An 18985-nucleotide genomic window follows, 5' to 3' on the forward strand; every position below is an offset into this window, starting at 1 on the left:
AAGAAGGCCGACGTCCGGAAGAGCGAACACATCGAAGACGGCATGATGGTGATCGCAACGATACAAATATTGTGACACGGGTCTCAATGGCTATCGCACTTCTCCTCATCGACATTCAAAACGACTATTTCCCCGGTGGGGCGATGGAGGTCGTTGGCGCTGAAGCCGCTGCCGCACAGGCAGCGACACTGCTCGCTGCTTTTCGCCAACGAGTGTATCCCATCGTTCACATCCAACACGTGTCGGTCCGACCGGGGGCGAAGTTCTTCCTCCCCGATACGCCAGGCGTGGCGATCCATGAGTCCGTTCGTCCCGCAGCCGGAGAGATGATCGTTCAGAAGAACTTTCCCAACAGCTTCCGGAACACACCGCTTCTTGAACTGCTTCGCGATCGGGAGGTCAAAGAACTCATGATCGCCGGGATGATGACGCACATGTGCGTCGATACCACCACGCGCGCGGCGTCTGATCTCGGCTTCTCGTGCTCTCTCGCACACGACGCCTGTGCGACGAAAGCCCTGTCGTTCAACGGTGTGCACGTTGAGGCGGCGGGCGTCCACGCCGCATACCTCGCCGCGCTCAACGGCCTTTTTGCCAGGGTGCTTTCTGCGCGTGAACTCTGCGCAGGCCTCCAGCCCACCACATGAGTATCCTGACCCACGCAAGACGCCACCCTCAACTCGGCCTCATCGTACTGGCCTTCATCGCCTTTGTGGCGCTCGGCCTGCCCGACGGCTTGCTCGGCGTCGGCTGGCCATCGATCCGGACCGGCTTTGCCGTTCCTCTGGATGCGATCGGCATGCTTCTGATCGCCAGTGTTGCCGGGTACATGACCTCGAGCTTCCTCAGCGGATTCCTGCTTGCACGAATGGGTGTCGGCCGCGTACTTGCCGCAAGTTGTTTCCTCACCGGGCTGGCACTCGTCGGTTATACGCTGGTCCCGCAGTGGTGGATGATGATCGCCCTCGGAGCGTTCGCAGGCCTGGGAGCGGGTGCGATCCGATGCAGGGCTCAATACGTATGTCGCCACGCACTTTGGCGAAGGGATGATGCAGTGGCTCCATGCCAGCTGGGGCGTCGGGACAACCCTGGGCCCGATCATCATGACCTTCGGGTTGACGGCCCTGAGCACCTGGCGGTTCGGTTACCAGGTGGTGGGACTTTCTCAACTCGGGCTGGCGGCCTGCTTCATGATTACCCTGTCCATCTGGGACCGGCACAGCGTGTACGCGAACAGCGGGCCGGAAAAGAAACTCACCGATTACAAGACCCCGCTCGGCAGCACGATGCGCAAACCGCAGGCGTGGCTGAGCATGGCGCTGTTCTTTCTGTATGTGGGAGCAGAAGGCGGGCTTGGCACCTGGACGTACAGCCTGCTCACCGAATCCCGTGGAGTGGACACAACGACGGCGGGATTCTTCGCCGGAAGTTACTGGTTCACGTTCACCATGGGAAGGATAACGGCGGGAGTGGTCGCAAGCCGGGTGGGCGTCAACACGCTCGTCTTCGGCGGGCTGATCGGAGCGCTGCTGGGAACGGGGCTGCTTATCTGGAACCCCTCCGAGATGGCCAACGTGGTGGCGGTGGCGATCATCGGCCTTTCCATTGCACCCATCTTCCCGGCGATGATGTCGGGGACAAGGAAACGGGTCGGAGATAAACACGCGGCCAATGCGATCGGGATGCAGACGGCAGCGACGGGCCTGGGGATGGCCGTCATTCCCGGACTCATGCGCGTCCTGGCCCGTTGGTATTCACTGGAGGTCATCCCGGTTTTTCTGTTGGTGGTGTACACTGCGCTCCTGGGACTCTACATACTGTCCACGAAGCAACAGAGGACCTGACTGTCGGTGTAGTGTGCAGCATACTGCGCCCCTGCAAGCTGCGCGACGACAGGTGCATGCACCGCCCCAACAGTATGGTGCCTGGGTAGTCCCGGCAATGAGCCACAGGGCCCGGGCAACGATGAATGGTCAGGTCGGCTCCTATACGGAAACGATTCGGGGCAGGAGAGAGATTCTATAATGTTCTGGTCAGGAACGGATGGCTGCATTTTCAAGGGGACGTCCAGGATTTCCGCCTTACAGAGCATCTGCCGGGATTGTTCTTCACCCCGGATGGTGAGGCCGTTGACCTCCGCATGTCATCATGCACGTTCAGGAACATCAGGCTGTATAAGGTCTGTGACTGATACGAGAGATCCTCGTCCTGCATGAAGGGATCGATCAGTAGCATGCCGGCGCGGGATCGCTACGAATATCCTCTTCGCGTTCCGGTTCCTGCTTTTCTTATCGTTCTTTCGCTCCGGAAGTTTGCATTTTGAGGGAATTTGGGGGATATTCCGTAACTGTCCTCATTTCCAACTCCGGAACCAGACCCATGCACCACGACACAGCCGACCGCGGCTCAGCGGCTTACCTCGCACTGATCGCCGGCAGCGGCGCACTCGGCGGACTCCTCTTCGGCTACGACACTGCCGTTATTTCGGGTGCCATCGGGTTCCTGAAGGATCATTTCCACCTGGCGGCCGACATGACCGGCTGGGCCGCCTCCAGCCTCCTCATCGGCTGCATGGTCGGCGCCGCCGTCGGCGGACCCCTCGGCGACCGGTTCGGACGCAAGCCCATGCTTTTCGTCTGCGCCGCTATCTTCGCCCTGTCGGGCATCGGCTCCGGACTCGCCGCCGATCTGACGCTCTATACCTGGAGCCGGCTCCTCGGCGGACTCGCGATCGGCGCCGTCTCCGTGCTCTCGCCGCTCTACATCGCGGAGATCTCGCCGGAGAAGAGCCGCGGACGCCTCGTCTCGCTCTATCAACTCGCCATCGTCGTCGGCATCCTCGTTTCGTTCTTCGTGAACATGCTCATCCAGCAGTACGGCACCACCCAGCCCGATGTGATCCTGAACGGCATGACGGAATCCTGGAACACCGCCTACGGATGGCGATGGATGCTCGCCGTGCTCGTCCTCCCTTCGGTCATCTTCGGACTCCTGCTGATCCCGCTCCCGGAAAGTCCGCGCTGGCTCATGAAGCGCGGCCGCCGCGCCGAAGCGGAGGTGACCCTCGCACGCATCAGCGGCAAAGAGGCCGCCGCACGCGAACTCGACCAGATCGAACAGGCACTCGGCGAAGAATCCGGCAAGGTCTCGGAACTCTTCCGCGGCGGCTTCGGCACCGCGATGATGATCGGCATCCTCCTCGCGATCTTCAGCCAGTTCGGCGGCATCAACGCCATCATGTACTACGGACCGGAACTCTTCAAGACCGCGGGCGCAGGGGCCGACCAGGCATTCCTGAGCACCGTGATACTCGGACTCGTGAACCTGCTCGCCACGTTCGGCGCCATCGCGCTCATCGATAAGATCGGCCGCAAGACCCTGCTGATCATCGGCGTCAGCGTGCAGGTGGTCGCCCTCGCCCTCGTCGGCACACTCTATCATATGCAGGGGAACCCGTACGTCCTCCTCGCCGCCATCATCGTCTTCCTCATCGGCTTCGCCGCATCCACCGGCGCGGTGACGTGGGTGATCATCTCCGAGATCTTCCCCACGCGTTTGCGCGGACAGGCGATGGGCATCGCGGTGCTGTTCCTGTGGGGCGCGGACTATGTCGTGTCGCAGACCTTCCCGATGCTCATCGAAGGCATCGGCCCGGCGAACACGTTCTATATCTATGGCCTCTGCGCACTCGCGGGGCTGGTCTTCACGATCTTCAAGGTGCCGGAGACCAAAGGCCGCACGCTGGAAGAGATCGAACACTCGTGGCTGAAGGGTTGATGCATGGCCGTCCTGGTCTGTGACGCGGGCGCGACCCGCATCAAATTCGGCATCGTGGACAACGGGAAGGTGCTCGCGCACGACAGCATCCCGTCGCGCTCGGAAGGTCCGCTCGCCGTGCGCCTGCCGGACCTCGCCGCGGCGCTGCGCGGGATCTGCCGGATGAACGACCTGCCGCTGGCGTCGTGCCGCGGCATCAGCATGTCCGTGCCCAGCATCGTGGATGTGAAGACCGGCCGGATCCTCGCGGAGTACGGCCGCTTCCGCGACATGCCGACGCTCGACCTGCGCGCATGGGCGCGGGAAGAATTCGACAAGCCGCTTGCCATCGAGAACGATGCACGCATGGCCTGTATCGGCGAATGGCGCGTCGGCGCCGGACGCGGATGCGACAATATGGTGATGATCACGCTCGGCACCGGACTCGGTGTCTCTGCCGTGATGGAAGGGCGCCTCGTGCGCGGCGTGCACGGTCAGGCGGGGATCCTCGGCGGACATATCACGGTGAAGTACGGCGGCACGCCCTGCCCCTGCGGCAACATCGGCTGCGCGGAGTCTGAAGCTTCCACCAAAGTGCTCGCGGATGTCGCCCGTGCGCATCCGGCATTCCCCGGCAGCGCCCTGGCGCGGGAAGAGTTGCTGGATTTTGCGGCGGTGTTCCGCAACGCGGCCGCGGGCGATGCCTGTGCCCTCGCCGTACGCGAACACAGCCTGCAGGTGTGGTCCTCCCTCGTCGTGAGCCTTGTCCATGTGTATGACCCCGAACTGTTCGTGATCGGCGGCGGCATCATGGCAAGCGCGGATGTGATCCTCCCGGCGGTGCGTTCGTACGTCGAACGGCACGCGAACACGCCGTGGGGGAAGGTGACGATCGTTCCGACAGCGCTGGGCGATACGGCGGCGCTGGTGGCGGGTGAGTGGCTTCTTCAGGATCAGTTCCCACAATGATGGCACGTATGCGAACGACCGGTTACGACAAATTCCCCTGTGTCGATGTTCCCTCGAGCGATGGCCTCAGTTGGACCGGCTGGAACGCTGTTGCGCAACAGCTCTCCGCTGCCCTGGGCAGGGTTGCATCTCCCAAACGCATCCTCGTGGTGGAGTGCTACACCGGCGTCGATGAAGATGCGGTGATCCGCGAATTGAGTTCACGCCTCGCGCCCGCGCTCACGCTCGATGTGCGCACGGCCATGCTGCCTCCGGATGCGATCGACCGGCTGGTGGCGCCGTTCCTCGGCGGGAATGATCCTGTCTTCGGTTATCTGACGAACCTCACACTCCCGCAGTTCTTCGACCCTGCTGCTGTGCAGACCATGAAGGAGAAGGTCGCGGCCGTGCGCGAGGGGCTCGTGCTCATCGTTGGCTGCGGAGCCCGGCTCATCGCAAATGGCGATGTGTTCGTGTATGCCGATCTCGCGCGGTGGGAGGCGCAACTCCGCTACCGCCGTAACGCGGCGTCCAATCTCGGCGTGTCCAATGCGACCGCATCCACCGGTGTGCAGTATAAACGCGCGTTCTTCGTGGACTGGCGGGTAAGCGACCGCTGGAAGCGCCCGCTGATGGCGCAATGGGATTACGTGCTCGACACGCATAGTGCGGATGAACCCAAACTCGCCGACGGCGAGGCCGTGCGGCGCGGATTGCGGCATGCCGCCACGCGTCCGTTCCGGGTCGTGCCGCTCTTCGATCCCGCCCCCTGGGGCGGACAGTGGATGAAGGAAGTCTGCGACCTCGACCGCAGCGTGAAGAACTTCGGATGGTGCTTCGATTGCGTGCCGGAAGAGAACAGCCTCCTGCTCGGGATCGGCGACGCGGTGATCGAACTGCCGTCCATCGACCTCGTGTTCGACCAGCCGCGGAAACTGCTCGGCGATGCCGTGCACGGCCGCTTCGGCGACGAGTTCCCCATCCGCTTCGACTTCCTGGACACCATGGACGGCGGCAACCTGTCGTTCCAGGTGCACCCCCTCACCGAATACATCCAGCAGCAGTTCGGGATGCACTACACGCAGGACGAAAGCTACTACATGCTGGATACCGGTCCCGATGCCACGGTCTATCTTGGTTTGAAAGAGGGCGTGGATAAGGAAGCGATGGTGGCCGACCTGAGAAAGGCGCAGGAAGGCGGTTTCATCTTCGATGCTGAGAAGTATGCGAACCGCTGGCCTGCGAAGAAGCATGATCACTTCCTCATTCCTGCGGGCACCGTCCATTGCTCCGGTGCCAACTCGATGGTGCTGGAGATCAGCGCAACGCCCTACATCTTCACGTTCAAGATGTGGGATTGGGCGCGGTTGGGACTCGACGGCAAGCCGCGGCCGGTGCACCTGAACCATGGTGTGGCGAACATCCAGTGGGACCGCACCACGGCGTGGGTGAAGAAGAACCTTGTGAACGTGACGCAGGTGCTGGGCAGCGGACACGGGTGGCGGGAGGAGCGTACGGGGCTGCATGAGCGCGAGTTCATCGAGACCCGCCGTCACTGGTTCTCGGGCATGGCGCCGCACGATACGAAGGGCGGCGTGAACGTGCTCAACCTCATTGAAGGCGAGGAAGCGATCGTGGAAAGCCCGGCGCATGCCTTCGAGCCCTTCGTTGTGCATTACGCCGAAACCTTCATCATCCCGGCCTCTGTCGGCGTGTATACCATCCGCCCCCACGGGCCTTCCATAGGGAAGACCTGTGGCACCATCAAAGCATACGTCCGGACCGGCGATGAAGGACATTGAGAAGATCCTGGCGGAGTTCGATCCGGCCACAGGGGTGATCGACGGCGCGCCGCTGACGCAGCGGCATTTGCACGATCTGCGCGGATGCTTCGCGGACAGTGCGGCGTTCGAACGTGCCGCGGCCGCCGGCAACCCGCTCATCTATACGGTCTCCGGTGTGGAGCCGGGTGCGGGCGAAGGCGACCTCCACTATGGCGTCGGGATGATCATGCCCGGGAAGATCGGCGACGAGTACTACATGACCAAGGGGCATCTGCATTCGTGGCGGGACGCGGCGGAAGTCTACTGCGGTCTGGCAGGAGAGGGGATGATGCTCCTCGAAGATGAGGATGGCGGGAACAGCCGCATGGTACCGCTTGGCGCGGGGAAGGTGGTGTATGTTCCCGGCCGCACCGCGCACCGCACGATGAACACCGGCACGGTACCTCTGACCTACATCGGCATCTATCCCGCGAAGGCGGGGCACGACTATTCCACGATCGCGCTGAAGAATTTCTCGTGCGTGGTCGTGGAACGGCAAGGGAAACCCGTGATGCTCCCGAGAGAGAAGAAGGCATGACCAACTACGTCACCAAGCCCATCCCGGCGGAGAAACCGGAACCGTCGTATGTGGAACGGCCCTGGGGGTCGTTCCGGCAGTATGCGCACAACAAGGAATGCACGGTCAGCCTGATGACCGTCCTGCCGGGGCAGAGGCTCAGTCTGCAGTCGCACAGCGGCCGCGGAGAACTGTGGATCGTGATCGACGACGGTGCCGTGGTGCAGGTGGGTGAAGAAGAACGCGCGTGCCGGGCCGGGGACGAGATCTGGATCCGTGCGAACGAGAAGCACCGGCTGTCGTGCACGGGGGAGAAGAGTGTCCGTGTCCTCGAGGTTGCCTTCGGCAACTGGCAGCAGGAGGACATCACGCGGTATGCGGACGATTACCGGCGCTGACCGGCCGCATGCTGCATCATCATCCCGCAACGCGGGACGCAGTACCCAACATCAGTACAGGAACATCCCCATGAAACAGCGTCACTCTCTTCTTGTCGCCCTCTGTGCGGTTTCCATTCTTTCCCTCTCCATGGTCGTGCCGGTGCAAGCACAAGGCACCGCGCAGCCCGCCGTGCAGTCGCAGCCGGCGGCACCCGACCGCACACTGCATGTCGTCGGTACGGCGCATCTCGATACGCAGTGGCGGTGGACGATCCAGACGACCATCGACGAGTACATCAAGAGTACGCTCCACGATAACTTCAGGCTGTTCGAACGGTATCCCGCCTACCGGTTCAGCTTCGAAGGTGCGTTCCGGTATGAGCTGATGAAGGAGTACTACCCGGCGGACTACGAACGTATGCGCGGGTATGTGGCATCGGGACAGTGGAACGTGACCGGCAGCAGCTACGATGCGGGCGACGTGAACATCCCCTCGCCCGAGTCGATCTTCCGCCACGTGCTGTACGGGAACGGCTATTTCAAGAAGGAATTCGGGAAGTCGAGTGTGGACATCTACCTCCCGGATTGCTTCGGGTTCGGGTATGCGTTGCCCACCATCGAGCGTCATGCGGGCCTCTCGGCGTTCAGCACGCAGAAGCTCACCTGGGGATCGTTCGTCGGCGTCCCCTTCGACATCGGGATGTGGGAGGGCGTGGATGGATCGCAGATCGTTGCAACGGTGAACCCCGGCGACTATGGCGCACAGATCCGCGAGGACCTGAGCACCAGCCAGCAGTGGCTGAAGGCGATCGACTCCCTCGGGAACCGTTCCGGGTTCTACCGCGGGTACAAGTACTTCGGCACGGGGGACATCGGCGGCGCGCCGGATTCGCTGTCGGTGGACTGGCTGATGAAGGGGATGAACGGGAAAGGACCGATCCGGGTCCTCAGCGCTCCCGCGGATTCCGTCGCGCGCGAGGTCACACCGGAGATCGCCGCGAAGCTCCCTCATTATAAAGGAGAGCTGGTGATGTCCACGCACGGCACGGGCTGCTATACATCGCAGGCGGCCATGAAGGTCTGGAACCGGCGGAACGAGCTCCTCGGCGATGCGGCGGAACGGGCATCGGTGGCGGCAGCATGGGCAGGCGGACTGCCGTATCCGTCCGCGCGCCTTACCACGAACTGGAAGAGGTTCCTCTGGCATCAGTTCCACGACGACCTCACCGGCACGAGCATCCCCGAAGCGTATACGTTCTCGTGGAACGATGAGCTGCTCTCGATCAAGGACTTCACCGCGGTCACGACCTCCGCGGTCGGATCGCTGGCGGCCGGACTGAAGACGAACGTGGCGGGGATCCCGGTCGTCGTGTATAACCCGCTCTCGCAGCAGCGCGAGGACATGGTCGAAGGGACGTTCACGTTCCCGGAGCGTGCTCCTCAGGCGGTGAAGGTCGTTGATGCCGATGGCCAACAAGTGCCTTCGCAGATCCTGAGCGTGGATGGCCGGAACGTCCGGGTTGCGTTCCTGGCGACCGTCCCGCCGGTCGGCATGCGCGTGTATGCGCTGCAGTCCGCTGCAAAGCCGGCCGTTGCGCAGACCGGACTGAGCGTCACCAAGAACTCCATGGAGAACGACCACTACCGCATCCGCATCGACGACGCGGGGAACGTGGCAAGCATCTATGACAAGAAAGAGAATCGCGAGATGCTCGGCGGCCCCCAGCGCCTCGACCTTTTCGCCAACAAGTCCGTGAAGTGGCCGGCGTGGGAGATCATGCCCAACACGGTGGCGGTGCCGCCGCGCGCGTCGGTCGGCGGACCGGCAGTGGTGAAGATCGTGGAAAACGGCCCGGTCGTGGCCGGACTCGAGATCACGCGGACGATGGACGGATCCACGTTCGTGCAGCATGTGCGCCTTGCGGCAGGAAGCGCTGGTGAGCGCGTGGTGTTCCACACCACCATCCACTGGAACACCAGGAAGACGCTGCTCAAGGCGACGTTCCCGCTTGCCGTGCAGAACGAGAAGGCCGTGTACGACCTCGGCATGGGCGTGATCGAACGCGGCAACAACACCGACAAACTGTATGAAGTGCCTGCCCAGCAGTGGGCAGTTGTGGATGCGAAGGATGGCTCGTACGGCGTCGCGATCATGAACGACAGCCGGTACGGATGGGACAAGCCGGACAACAGCACACTGCGGCTGACGCTCGTGCACACGCCGGAAACGGGACCGGGCTACAGCGACCAGGCAGCGCTCGACCTCGGCACGCACCGCGTGACATATGCGGTGTACGGCCACAAAGGGACCTGGCAGGACGGGAAGGTCGCGTGGCAGGCCGCGCGCCTCAACCAGCCGCTCATGGCGTACCAGACCGCCGGGCATCCCGGCACCCTCGGTGCGGCATTTTCCATGCTTTCGAGCAACACCGATGCCGTGATGGTGACCGCGGTGAAGCGTGCGGAGAACAGCGACGACATCGTCGTGCGCCTCCGCAATCTGACCGGGCAGCCGGTGAACGGTGTTGCGATCACGTTCGCCTCGGCACTCACCGCCGCGGCGGAATGGAATGCATCCGAAGAGCCTGTCGGCCCCGCGAGGTTCGACGATGCGGTCCTGAAGATCGGCACGATCGGTGCGTATGCACCGAAGACCTTTGCGGTGCGCCTCGCCGCTCCACGGACAGCGGCCGCAACGCCCTCCTCACAGTCTGTCCCCCTGGCATTCGACGGCGATGGGATGAGTCTGGATGGGAACCGTGCCGACGGCGATCTGGACGGCGCGGGTCATACGTTCCCCGGTGAACTCGTCCCTGCCACGTTGAACATCAGCGGCGTGGAGTTCACGCTCGGTTCTTCAGCCCCTGGCGCACAGAATTTCCTCTCTGCGAAGGGGAACACCGTGCGTCTGCCGAAAGGCACGTTCGATCATGTGTATCTCCTTGCGGCGGCCACGGAGGATGCGCAGGTGACGGTGAAGACCGGCACGGAGTCGCATACGGTCGTGATCCCGCGGTTCATCGGTCCGAGCGGACAGTGGGACAGTCCTCTGCTGAACGGCAAAGCTCTGGCCCTCGGCCGCATCAACGGGGCACCGCTCGAGAGTCCGTTCTTCACGCCGGCATTCACGAAGCCGCAGCAGGCGGCGTTCATTGCCACCCACACCCATGACCGGTCCACGGACCGGAACCTTGCGTACGTCTTCAGCACGATGTACTGCATCACATTGCCGGTGAAGCCCGGCACCACCACGCTCACGCTGCCATCCGATCCGCGCGTGCGTGTGTTCGCGGTGAGCGTTGCGGCCAATGCGCTGGAGGCAACGCGGACCGCCACCCCGATCGCCGAGACCGCGCCCGTGGTGATCATCGGGACGCCGGCGGGGAGCACTGCGTTCACCGACGTGATCACGTTCACACTGGCATCGTCCAGCGGTGCCGGTACGATCCGCTACACGCTGGACGGGACCGATCCGCAGCTCAGCTCGCCCGCGTACACGTATCCCGTGCGCATCAAGCAGAGCGCGAAGGTGAAGGCCGCAGTGTTCGGAAAGAACGGCCGCATCGGCGAGGTTTCGTCGGGCACGTTCGTGAAGGCGGAGTACCTGCCCGTGACCGGGAACAAGCCCGGCTCGCAGGGGCTCCGGTGCGACTACTTTGAGGGAACGTGGTCACAGGTGCCGGACTTTGCATCGATGACGCCGATCCGTTGGACCGTCGTGCCGCGATTCGAATATCCATTGCAGCACATTCAGGACAAATGGGGGGCGCGGTATTCGGGCTACATCACGGTGAAGGCGGATGGCATCTATACGTTCTCGGTAAACGCGGATGACGGCGCGAAGCTCTCCCTGGGTTCGCTGGAGATCGTGGACAACGATGGGTTGCACTCGGCGCATGAAGCATCGGGTGCCGTGGCCCTGCGGGCAGGAACGTACCCGATCGCGGTATCGCATTTCGACCGCGGGTCGGAGGATATCCTGGAAGTGTGGATCAGCGGGCCGGGTATGGATCGTCAGATCATACCGACGTCGATGCTCACGCACTGACGGACTGACGCGCTGAAGTATGAGCGCGCCGACGGACTAAGCGCTGAAGTATGCACGCCGGACTGCGCGCTGAGTAGCGCTCCGACGGACTGAAGTGCTAACGCACTGACGCGGTGCGTGCTGCGTCGCTTGCGTACATGAGTATGCCACCGCGGGAGGACTCCGCCCTCGCGGTGGTGGACCCTGATGTAATAGTTTGGCTTGTGCATCAACTATTGCCGCTCCGACTGATCTTGCCGAACAAAGTGAAGGCAAGATCTGTCGGATGTGGGCATCGCCAACGCTGCGAAGCGAGGATCCGCTTCAGCGACCGTTCACCACGCACGGGTAGGTGCATCATGAGAACATATGCAGCGATCGGCTTCGCCGGCGCGATGGCGCTCGTCCTGTGGTCATGCACTGCCACCTCCGACCGTGAGTGGGTCAGCACCGCACCTGCCGGGAACGAATACACGCACATCAAACGCGACGGCGCGACGGTCATCCCGAACGGCCGCTTCATCACGCCGCGCGGTACGCAGATCGGCACAGCACCCCATCCGTACGGACTCGTGCTCAGCCCCGATGGCTCCATCGCGGTGACCGCCAACTCGGGCACCGGACCGTTCTCCGTGACGATCATCAGGAACGTGACCGGCGAAGAGCCGCAGGTGCAACAGGTGCCGGAAGGGCACCGCACCGATGCAGGCATCCTCGCTTCCGTGTACATGGGGCTCGCCATCGCGCCGGACAACCGGACGTTGTACGTGGCGGGCGGACAGGAAGGGAAGGTGTACATCATCGATTGCATCACGGGGAAGCGCACCGGCGAGATCCTGTGCGATGTTCCCGTGCATGGCATCGCCTACGACGATAGCTATATCGGCGACATGGTGATGAGCGCCGACGGCACCCGACTCTACGCCGTGGACCAGATGAATTTCCGGATGCTCGTCATCGATCCCGCGGCGCATGCGGTCGTGGCGAACGTTCCGGTCGGGCGTTATCCCTTCGGCATCACGCTTTCACCCGGTGGCACGATGGCCTATGTTGCGAACGTCGGCGTGTTCGTGTACGAGCGCATCAAGAGTTTCGATCCGAAGGATCCGCACCGCACATCGCTTGCGAAGCCGCCGTTCGCCTATGGTTCGCGGGAGATGCGTGAAGGGATCGTGAACGACAGCATCAACGTTCCGGGGCTCGGCGACCCGAACGTGCCCGAATCCTTCTCCGTGTGGAGCGTGGACATCCGCGATGAGCATGCACTGAAGGTGATGTCGAAGGTGAAGACCGGGTTCCTTGTCGGCGAGGTCGTCGAAGGCATCCCCGCGCTGGGCGGTGCAAGTCCGAACTCCGTGGTGGCGACGGACCGCTACATCTTCGCCAGCAACGGGAACAACGACTGCATCTCGGTGATCGATGTGCGGTCGGACAGCGTCGTCACGAACATCCGACTCGTGCCGGAGCCGAAGATGGCGAAGTACCGCGGGTTGATCCCGTTCGGACTCGCACTTGCGCCCGATGGCAAACGGCTGTATGTGGCGGAGGCGGGCATCAACGCGGTGGGTGTCATCGATGTGGCCACGCTCAGCGTCATCGGCCACCTCCCGGCGGGGTGGTTCCCCTCCAAGCTGAAAGTGAGCGCCGATGGGAAGAAGCTCATCGTCGCGAATGCGAAAGGATACGGCAGCGGGCCGAACGGCGGAGGCGATGCGGATAAGGACCCGCGCGGGACGTACATCGGCAGCCGCATGAACGGCACCGTGTCGGTGATGGATATCCCCTCGGATACGGAACTGGCGGCGGAAAGCCGCACGGTCGTGGAGAACAACTTCCGGTTCGTCTCTCCTGATGCGCCGGAGCTGCGCTGGCGGCGCGCGAACCCGATCCCGATGTTCCCAGGTGCGAAGGAGTCGCCGATCAAACATGTCGTATACGTGGTGAAAGAGAACCGCACGTACGATGAGATCTTCGGACAGCTTCAGAACGGCCGCGGCGACTCATCCCTTGCGCGGTATGGCAATGGGCGGACGCTGCAACTTCCGAACGGACCCGTGCTCCACGACATCGCCGTGATGCCGAACCATCACAAACTGGCGGCGCAGTTCGCGGTGTGCGACAACTTCTATTGTGATTCGGATGTGTCGGCGGACGGTCACCGGTGGCTCTCCGGCACTTATCCCAATGAGTGGGTCGAGGTGAATGTTGCCTCCGCATACGGCGGCGGAAGGAACCCGAAACCGGTGTCCACAGCCCCCGGCGTGCTGGCGATGACCGGTTCCTCCGGTGCGGTGTATCCCGAGGACCTCAACGAAGCGGGGACGCTCTGGGACCACTTCGAGCGGAACAAGGTCGACTTCTTCAATTTCGGGTTCGGCCTGGACCAGGTGAACACGATCGAGGACATGGCGTTCAAGCATACCGGCGAGCGGTACACCGTGAACTATCCCATTCCGGCGCCGCTGCACACCCGTTCCTCCGACCTGTTCCCGACGTGGAACATGGCGATCCCGGACCAGTTCCGGATGGACATGTTCATCAGGGAGTTCAAGGACCGGTGGGTGGGCGAAGGGAAGACGATGCCGCAGGTGCTTACGGTGTATCTCCCCAACGACCACGGTGCCGGGGTGAGGCCCGGGGCCGGGTACCCGATGGTGGAAAGCTACATGATGGACAACGACCTGGCGTTGGGGCGGCTGGTGGATTTCCTGTCGCATACCCCGTACTGGAAGAACATGGCGATCCTGGTCACCGAAGATGACCCGCAGGGGGGTGTGGACCACGTGGATGCGCACCGGAGCATCGCGATGGTCATCTCGCCCTATGCGAAAAAGGGCCACGTCAGCCACGTCCACACGAGCTTCGGAAGTCTGATGAAGACCATGTGGAATGTCCTTGGAGTTCCGTACCTTAATCAGTATGATGCCTCTGTCGCCGACATGGCGGACTGCTTCATGGACTCGCCGGACCCCACGCCGTACGTAGCGCTGCCTGTGGACACGGACATCTTCGATCCGGAGAAGGCGATGACGCCTCTGGACGAGAACTTCGATTGGGAAGCATTGTTCGCGTCGCCGGAGCTGGACGATCCCGAGACCATGAAGGAGTGGAGCGAGGCCGACCGCGAGGAGCGGGGGAGGATGGCGGCGATCGTCTTCCCGCCGGTCATCGAGCCCGCGGGTGGCGCATTCGCCGGCAGCCAGGAGGTCCGCATCCGCAGGGTCGGACCGTCGGGCACCGTGCACTACACGGTGGACGGCAGTGCACCCGATGCCTCATCACCGGAATACACGACACCGTTCACGATCACGGCAAGCACCACAGTGCAGGCCGTCACGATCGGGCGCGACGGCAAAACGAGCAGGATGAAGAGCGCGGTGTTCACGAAGGGCTCCCGCGCGAAGTAAGACGACGTACACAATGATGAAAGGTGGTTCCATGCCAAGTCCAGCAGAACAGGTCAAACGCTATCTGCTCGCCGGCGTCTCGTACGCGATACCATTCGTGGCCGCGGGCGGCATCATGATCGCCACCGCGATCGCATTCGTGCCGATGACCCCCACGGGTCCTGACTTCACCAACGCACCGTTCCTCAAGATGGTGCTGGATATCGGTGTGGCCGCGTTCTCGTTCCTGGTGCCTGTGCTGGGCGGCTATATCGCCTTCGGCATCGCGGACCGTCCGGGATTGGTTGCCGGCTTCGTCGGCGGCTACATCGCCAATCAGGTCGGCGCCGGGTTCCTCGGCGGCATCGTCGCCGGACTCATCGCCGGCGGCGTGGTATTCGGGTTGAAGAAGATCAAGCTCCCCCCGTATCTCCGTCCGGTCATGCCCATTCTTGTCATACCGGTGATCTCTTCCCTCGTGGTCGGGTTCATCATGTATCAGGTGATCGGATCCCCCATCAAGGACTTCATGAACTTCCTGACCGAATGGCTGAAAGGTATGAGTGCGGGGAGCAGCGTGGTGCTTGCGCTGATCATCGGTGCCATGATCGCATTCGACATGGGCGGACCGGTGAACAAAGTGGCATTCTTCTTCGGCGTGGCGATGATCAAGGACGGCAACTTCGCCGTCATGGGCGCCGCCGCCGCGGCGATCTGCATCCCGCCGATCGGCCTCGGCCTTGCGACGGTCATCGGCAAGAAGCTCTGGGCGGAAGAAGAACGTGAAGCGGGCTATGCAGCATTGGCCATGGGCATGATCGGCATCACCGAGGGCGCGATACCGTTCGCCGCCGGCGATCCGATCCGCGTCATCCCCACCATCATGGCCGGGTCCATGGTCGGTGCGGTGATCGCCATGCTCGGTGGCGTGGGCGACCATGCCCCGCACGGCGGTCCGATCGTGTTGCCGGTGATCGACAACCGCATCATGTATATCATCGCCATCGCGGCCGGGTCGCTGACCGTGGCCTTCCTCATCAATACCCTGCGCAAGATCGCGGCAGCAAAACTGGAAAGGACAGCAGCATGAAGATCGTCGCCGTCACCGCCTGCCCCACGGGCATCGCACACACGTACATGGCCGCCGAGCAGCTGCAGAAGGCTGCAAAGAAGTTCGGACACAGCATCAAGGTGGAGACCCAGGGCTCCATGGGCATCGAGAACGAGATCTCCCAGGCCGAAGTCGATGCCGCGGACATCGCCATCTTCGCCGTCGGCATCCCGGTGCTGAACAAGGACCGTTTCGCGAAGATCAAGGTGCTGGAAGTGGGCGTCCAGGAAGCCATCAAGAAGCCCGACGCCATCTTCGAGAAACTCGGACAGTAAAGAAGACCCCTTCTCATGCCCCGTGATCTGCAGTTCGTCTTTCCCCTGAAGAACGGGTTCCATGCGCGGCCTGCCAGCGCATTCCAGGAACTCGCGAACCGCTATGCGTCCACGGTCACGGTCGTGAACGAGATGTCGGATGCCACCGCGAACGGGAAGAGTACCCCGGCGCTCGTCAGCACCATGACGAAGGAAGGCGACCGGTGCGTCGTGCGGATCGAAGGGACCGATGCGGAGCGCGCCGCCGATGCGATCCAGATGTTCCTGGACGAAACGCTGCCGCATTGCGATGACGATATGCCCGCGCCGGTCGCACCGGTCTGCGGGCGTGTCCCACGTCTTCTGCGCGACACCGCTGCTGCCGTCATGCATGGGATCCCCGTCAGCGCGGGCATCGCCTGCGCGCCGGCGCATCTGGTACACGCGCGTACGCTCACATTGCCACCTGCGGCCGCGAAATCCACCGGACCCAGAAAAGAGCGGGAACGGCTGCATCATGCTCTGGAAGTGCTCGAGTCGTCGTACCGCTCCGGCCCCGCGCGGCGAGGCACCGAAGCGGAGGTTGCAAAGGCGCATCTGTCGATCGTGACGGACGTGGAATTTCGGACGGAGCTCGAGACCAGTATCGCGGACCACGGCATGAGTACCGGGCAGGCGGTCATCCGGACCGCCGGGCGGTATGTGGCATTGCTCGGCAGTGCGGACAGCGAGTACCTGCGCGAGCGTGCGGTCGATATCCGCGATGTTGCGGCGCAGATCATGGACGCCGCCTACGGTGCGCCCGAAGAGTCACACGATGCACCGCTGAAGAAGGATGTGGTGGTGGTGGCGGACGATCTGACGCCGTCGCAGTTCATGGGACTCGACAAGAGGCGTTTGAAAGGGTTGGCGCTGGCACACGCGGGGGCCACATCGCACACGGTCATCCTCGCCCGTTCGCTCGGCATCCCGTGCGTCATCGGCGTACCGGACGCGGTGCTGCATCTGACACCCGGAGATATGGTGGTATTGGATGCGGTGCGCGGCATCGTGGTCAGCGCTCCGTCGGAGCCCGTGCTCGCCTTCTACAGGGCAGAGCAGCGGACGCAGGAGCGGATCGCGCAGCGGTTGACGGTGCATGCGGGGCGTGATGCGCGGACGGCCGACGGCACACGCATCGAGGTGGCGGCGAATGCCGCATCCGTGGAAGAAGTAGAGAAGGCGTTCCGCGATGGCGCGGAAGGGATCGGACTGTTCCGGACCGAGATGCTCTTCATGGACCGCAGTGCGCCGCCCACGGAAGATGAGCAGTTCGCGGTGTATGCCGCGACCATGCGCGCGGCGAAAGGGCGTCCGGTCATCTTCCGCACGCTGGATATCGGCGGCGACAAAGGGGTGGAGTATCTGGGGTTGCCGGAAGAAGAGAATCCGTTCCTCGGTTACCGTGCGGTGCGGCTGTATCCTGCGTTCCAGGAAATGATCGACGCGCAGCTCCGTGCCTTGCTGCGCGCATCGGCCCTGGGCAAAGCGAAGATCATGATCCCCATGATCGCATCCGTTACGGAGGTCCGTGCGATGCGCGTGTGGATCGACAGGATCAAAGAAGAACTCGGCGCGGCGAAGGTGGCGTTCAACCCGTCGACGGAGATCGGCATCATGGTCGAGATCCCGTCCGTGGCGTTCGTCATGGACCAGCTCGCGCCGCTGGTGGATTTCTTCAGCATCGGCTCGAACGACCTCACACAGTATTTCCTCGCGGTGGACCGCGGGAACCCGAAGGTGCGGGGATTGTATTCATCGTTCACGCCCTCGTTCCTGCGCCTGCTGAAGATGATCACGGACGGCGCGCACCGTCATGGCCGGTGGGTGGGCATGTGCGGCGAACTCGGCGGGAAGATCCCCGCGGCGCCGTTGTTCCTTGGACTGGGGCTGGACGAGATCAGCCTGGCGTCGCCGGGCATCCCGGCGATGAAGGAACGGATCTCGCAGTTCACCGCGGCCGATGGCGGGGCGATCCTGACACAGACGCTGGCATGCGAAACTCCGGAAGACGTGGAGGCCATGCTTGCAGCCGCTGCCGGCAGCAGACTCGCCGGGAAGCCGCTGATCGATGGGAATATCATCGTGCTGGAATCGGAGAACAGCGACAAGGCACTGGTGATCCGTGAACTGGTGAACGCACTTCATGCCGATGGGCGCACGGCCGATCCGGATGAAGTGGAAGAGGCGGTCTGGCGGCGCGAGGAGACCTTCTCCACGGGCATCGGGTTCGGCGTGGCGATCCCGCACTGCAAATCGGCGGCGGTGATGTCGAGTTCCATCGCCTTCCTCCGTCCGGCGAAACCCTTCCTCTGGGTGGAGGGTGACGAAGACCCGGTGAACATGGTGATCCTGCTGACGATCAATGATGCGGCGCCGGGCGACGAGCACCTGCGCATCATCGCGAAGCTGTCGCGCAAGCTGATGCATGATGAATTCCGTGAGAAGCTCATCGGCGCACCGTCGCCGTCGGATGTGGTGGCCGCATTGAGTGAGGCCATGCAGTAGGTGTCAGGGTACCAGCGCACCCTGCGGGGGGGGGGGGGGGGGCGGGGGGGGGGGGGGGGGGGGGGGGGGGGGGGGGGGGGGGGGGGGGGGGGGGGGGGGGGGGGGGGGGGGGGGGGGGGGGGGGGGGGGGGGGGGGGGGGTGTCAAAGTCACCGTGCGTGCCCGGCTCCATGTGTCCGGGTTGCCATCGGAGCCCTGCGAAGGTTTTTCGGGGGATGCAATGACGACCCCGTCATT

General features: G+C 63.3%; 11 protein-coding genes and 1 pseudogene. All 12 read left to right on the forward strand.

All coding sequences use genetic code 11. The features are described 5' to 3' along the window. Window positions 1–86 precede the first annotated feature (86 nt). On the forward strand, window positions 87–647 hold the full coding sequence (locus tag IPI01_16040) for a cysteine hydrolase (GenBank protein MBK7259280.1): 561 nt from the start codon (window positions 87–89) through the stop codon (window positions 645–647). After that, window positions 644–1844: pseudogene (locus IPI01_16045) on the forward strand (MFS transporter). The gene IPI01_16040 and the pseudogene IPI01_16045 overlap by 4 nt, the downstream one beginning before the upstream one ends. A 535-nt stretch (window positions 1845–2379) precedes the next feature. Beyond that, the gene (locus IPI01_16050) at window positions 2380–3777 is read left to right on the forward strand and encodes a sugar porter family MFS transporter (protein ID MBK7259281.1); all 1398 of its coding nucleotides are present in this window, start codon (window positions 2380–2382) and stop codon (window positions 3775–3777) included. A gap of 3 nt (window positions 3778–3780) precedes the next feature. After that, the gene (locus IPI01_16055) at window positions 3781–4725 is read left to right on the forward strand and encodes an ROK family protein (GenBank protein ID MBK7259282.1); all 945 of its coding nucleotides are present in this window, start codon (window positions 3781–3783) and stop codon (window positions 4723–4725) included. After that, window positions 4725–6506, forward strand: a complete 1782-nt coding sequence (locus IPI01_16060; GenBank protein ID MBK7259283.1) for a class I mannose-6-phosphate isomerase — start codon at window positions 4725–4727, stop codon at window positions 6504–6506. The genes IPI01_16055 and IPI01_16060 overlap by 1 nt, the downstream gene beginning before the upstream one ends. Then, window positions 6493–7065, forward strand: coding sequence for a cupin domain-containing protein (locus tag IPI01_16065; protein ID MBK7259284.1), 573 nt, complete (start codon window positions 6493–6495; stop codon window positions 7063–7065). The genes IPI01_16060 and IPI01_16065 overlap by 14 nt, the downstream gene beginning before the upstream one ends. Continuing rightward, window positions 7062–7442 (forward strand): phosphomannose isomerase type II C-terminal cupin domain, encoded by a 381-nt coding sequence (locus IPI01_16070; GenBank protein MBK7259285.1) that lies wholly within the window; start codon window positions 7062–7064, stop codon window positions 7440–7442. Before IPI01_16065 ends, IPI01_16070 begins: the two co-directional genes overlap by 4 nt. A 70-nt stretch (window positions 7443–7512) precedes the next feature. Continuing rightward, window positions 7513–11472 (forward strand): chitobiase/beta-hexosaminidase C-terminal domain-containing protein, encoded by a 3960-nt coding sequence (locus IPI01_16075; GenBank protein MBK7259286.1) that lies wholly within the window; start codon window positions 7513–7515, stop codon window positions 11470–11472. A 338-nt stretch (window positions 11473–11810) separates the two neighbouring features. Beyond that, entirely contained in the window at window positions 11811–14858 is a 3048-nt protein-coding gene (locus IPI01_16080; GenBank protein ID MBK7259287.1) for a chitobiase/beta-hexosaminidase C-terminal domain-containing protein, read from the forward strand. Between the two features lie 31 nt (window positions 14859–14889). Next, window positions 14890–15927 carry a PTS transporter subunit EIIC gene (locus IPI01_16085; GenBank protein MBK7259288.1) on the forward strand — a complete coding sequence of 346 codons (1038 nt, stop codon included), beginning with the start codon at window positions 14890–14892 and terminating at the stop codon, window positions 15925–15927. Further along, the gene (locus IPI01_16090) at window positions 15924–16223 is read left to right on the forward strand and encodes a PTS fructose transporter subunit IIB (protein ID MBK7259289.1); all 300 of its coding nucleotides are present in this window, start codon (window positions 15924–15926) and stop codon (window positions 16221–16223) included. The genes IPI01_16085 and IPI01_16090 overlap by 4 nt, the downstream gene beginning before the upstream one ends. A gap of 15 nt (window positions 16224–16238) precedes the next feature. Continuing rightward, window positions 16239–18749, forward strand: a complete 2511-nt coding sequence (gene ptsP / locus IPI01_16095; GenBank protein ID MBK7259290.1) for a phosphoenolpyruvate--protein phosphotransferase — start codon at window positions 16239–16241, stop codon at window positions 18747–18749. Window positions 18750–18985 lie beyond the last annotated feature (236 nt).

This window comes from Ignavibacteriota bacterium (genome assembly GCA_016707525.1).
Lineage (GTDB): Bacteria > Bacteroidota > Ignavibacteria > UBA10030 > UBA6906 > JAGDMK01.

Excerpts from the sequence above, each read along its gene's own strand:
- IPI01_16085 (MBK7259288.1), top strand. The coding sequence starts at position 14,890 with ATGCCAAGTCCAGCAGAACAGGTCAAACGCTATCTGCTCGCCGGCGTC.
- IPI01_16070 (MBK7259285.1), top strand. The coding sequence starts at position 7,062 with ATGACCAACTACGTCACCAAGCCCATCCCGGCGGAGAAACCGGAACCG.
- IPI01_16040 (MBK7259280.1), top strand. The coding sequence starts at position 87 with ATGGCTATCGCACTTCTCCTCATCGACATTCAAAACGACTATTTCCCC.
- IPI01_16080 (MBK7259287.1), top strand. The coding sequence starts at position 11,811 with ATGAGAACATATGCAGCGATCGGCTTCGCCGGCGCGATGGCGCTCGTC.
- IPI01_16055 (MBK7259282.1), top strand. The coding sequence starts at position 3,781 with ATGGCCGTCCTGGTCTGTGACGCGGGCGCGACCCGCATCAAATTCGGC.
- IPI01_16060 (MBK7259283.1), top strand. The coding sequence starts at position 4,725 with ATGGCACGTATGCGAACGACCGGTTACGACAAATTCCCCTGTGTCGAT.
- ptsP (MBK7259290.1), top strand. The coding sequence starts at position 16,239 with ATGCCCCGTGATCTGCAGTTCGTCTTTCCCCTGAAGAACGGGTTCCAT.
- IPI01_16090 (MBK7259289.1), top strand. The coding sequence starts at position 15,924 with ATGAAGATCGTCGCCGTCACCGCCTGCCCCACGGGCATCGCACACACG.
- IPI01_16075 (MBK7259286.1), top strand. The coding sequence starts at position 7,513 with ATGAAACAGCGTCACTCTCTTCTTGTCGCCCTCTGTGCGGTTTCCATT.
- IPI01_16065 (MBK7259284.1), top strand. The coding sequence starts at position 6,493 with ATGAAGGACATTGAGAAGATCCTGGCGGAGTTCGATCCGGCCACAGGG.
- IPI01_16050 (MBK7259281.1), top strand. The coding sequence starts at position 2,380 with ATGCACCACGACACAGCCGACCGCGGCTCAGCGGCTTACCTCGCACTG.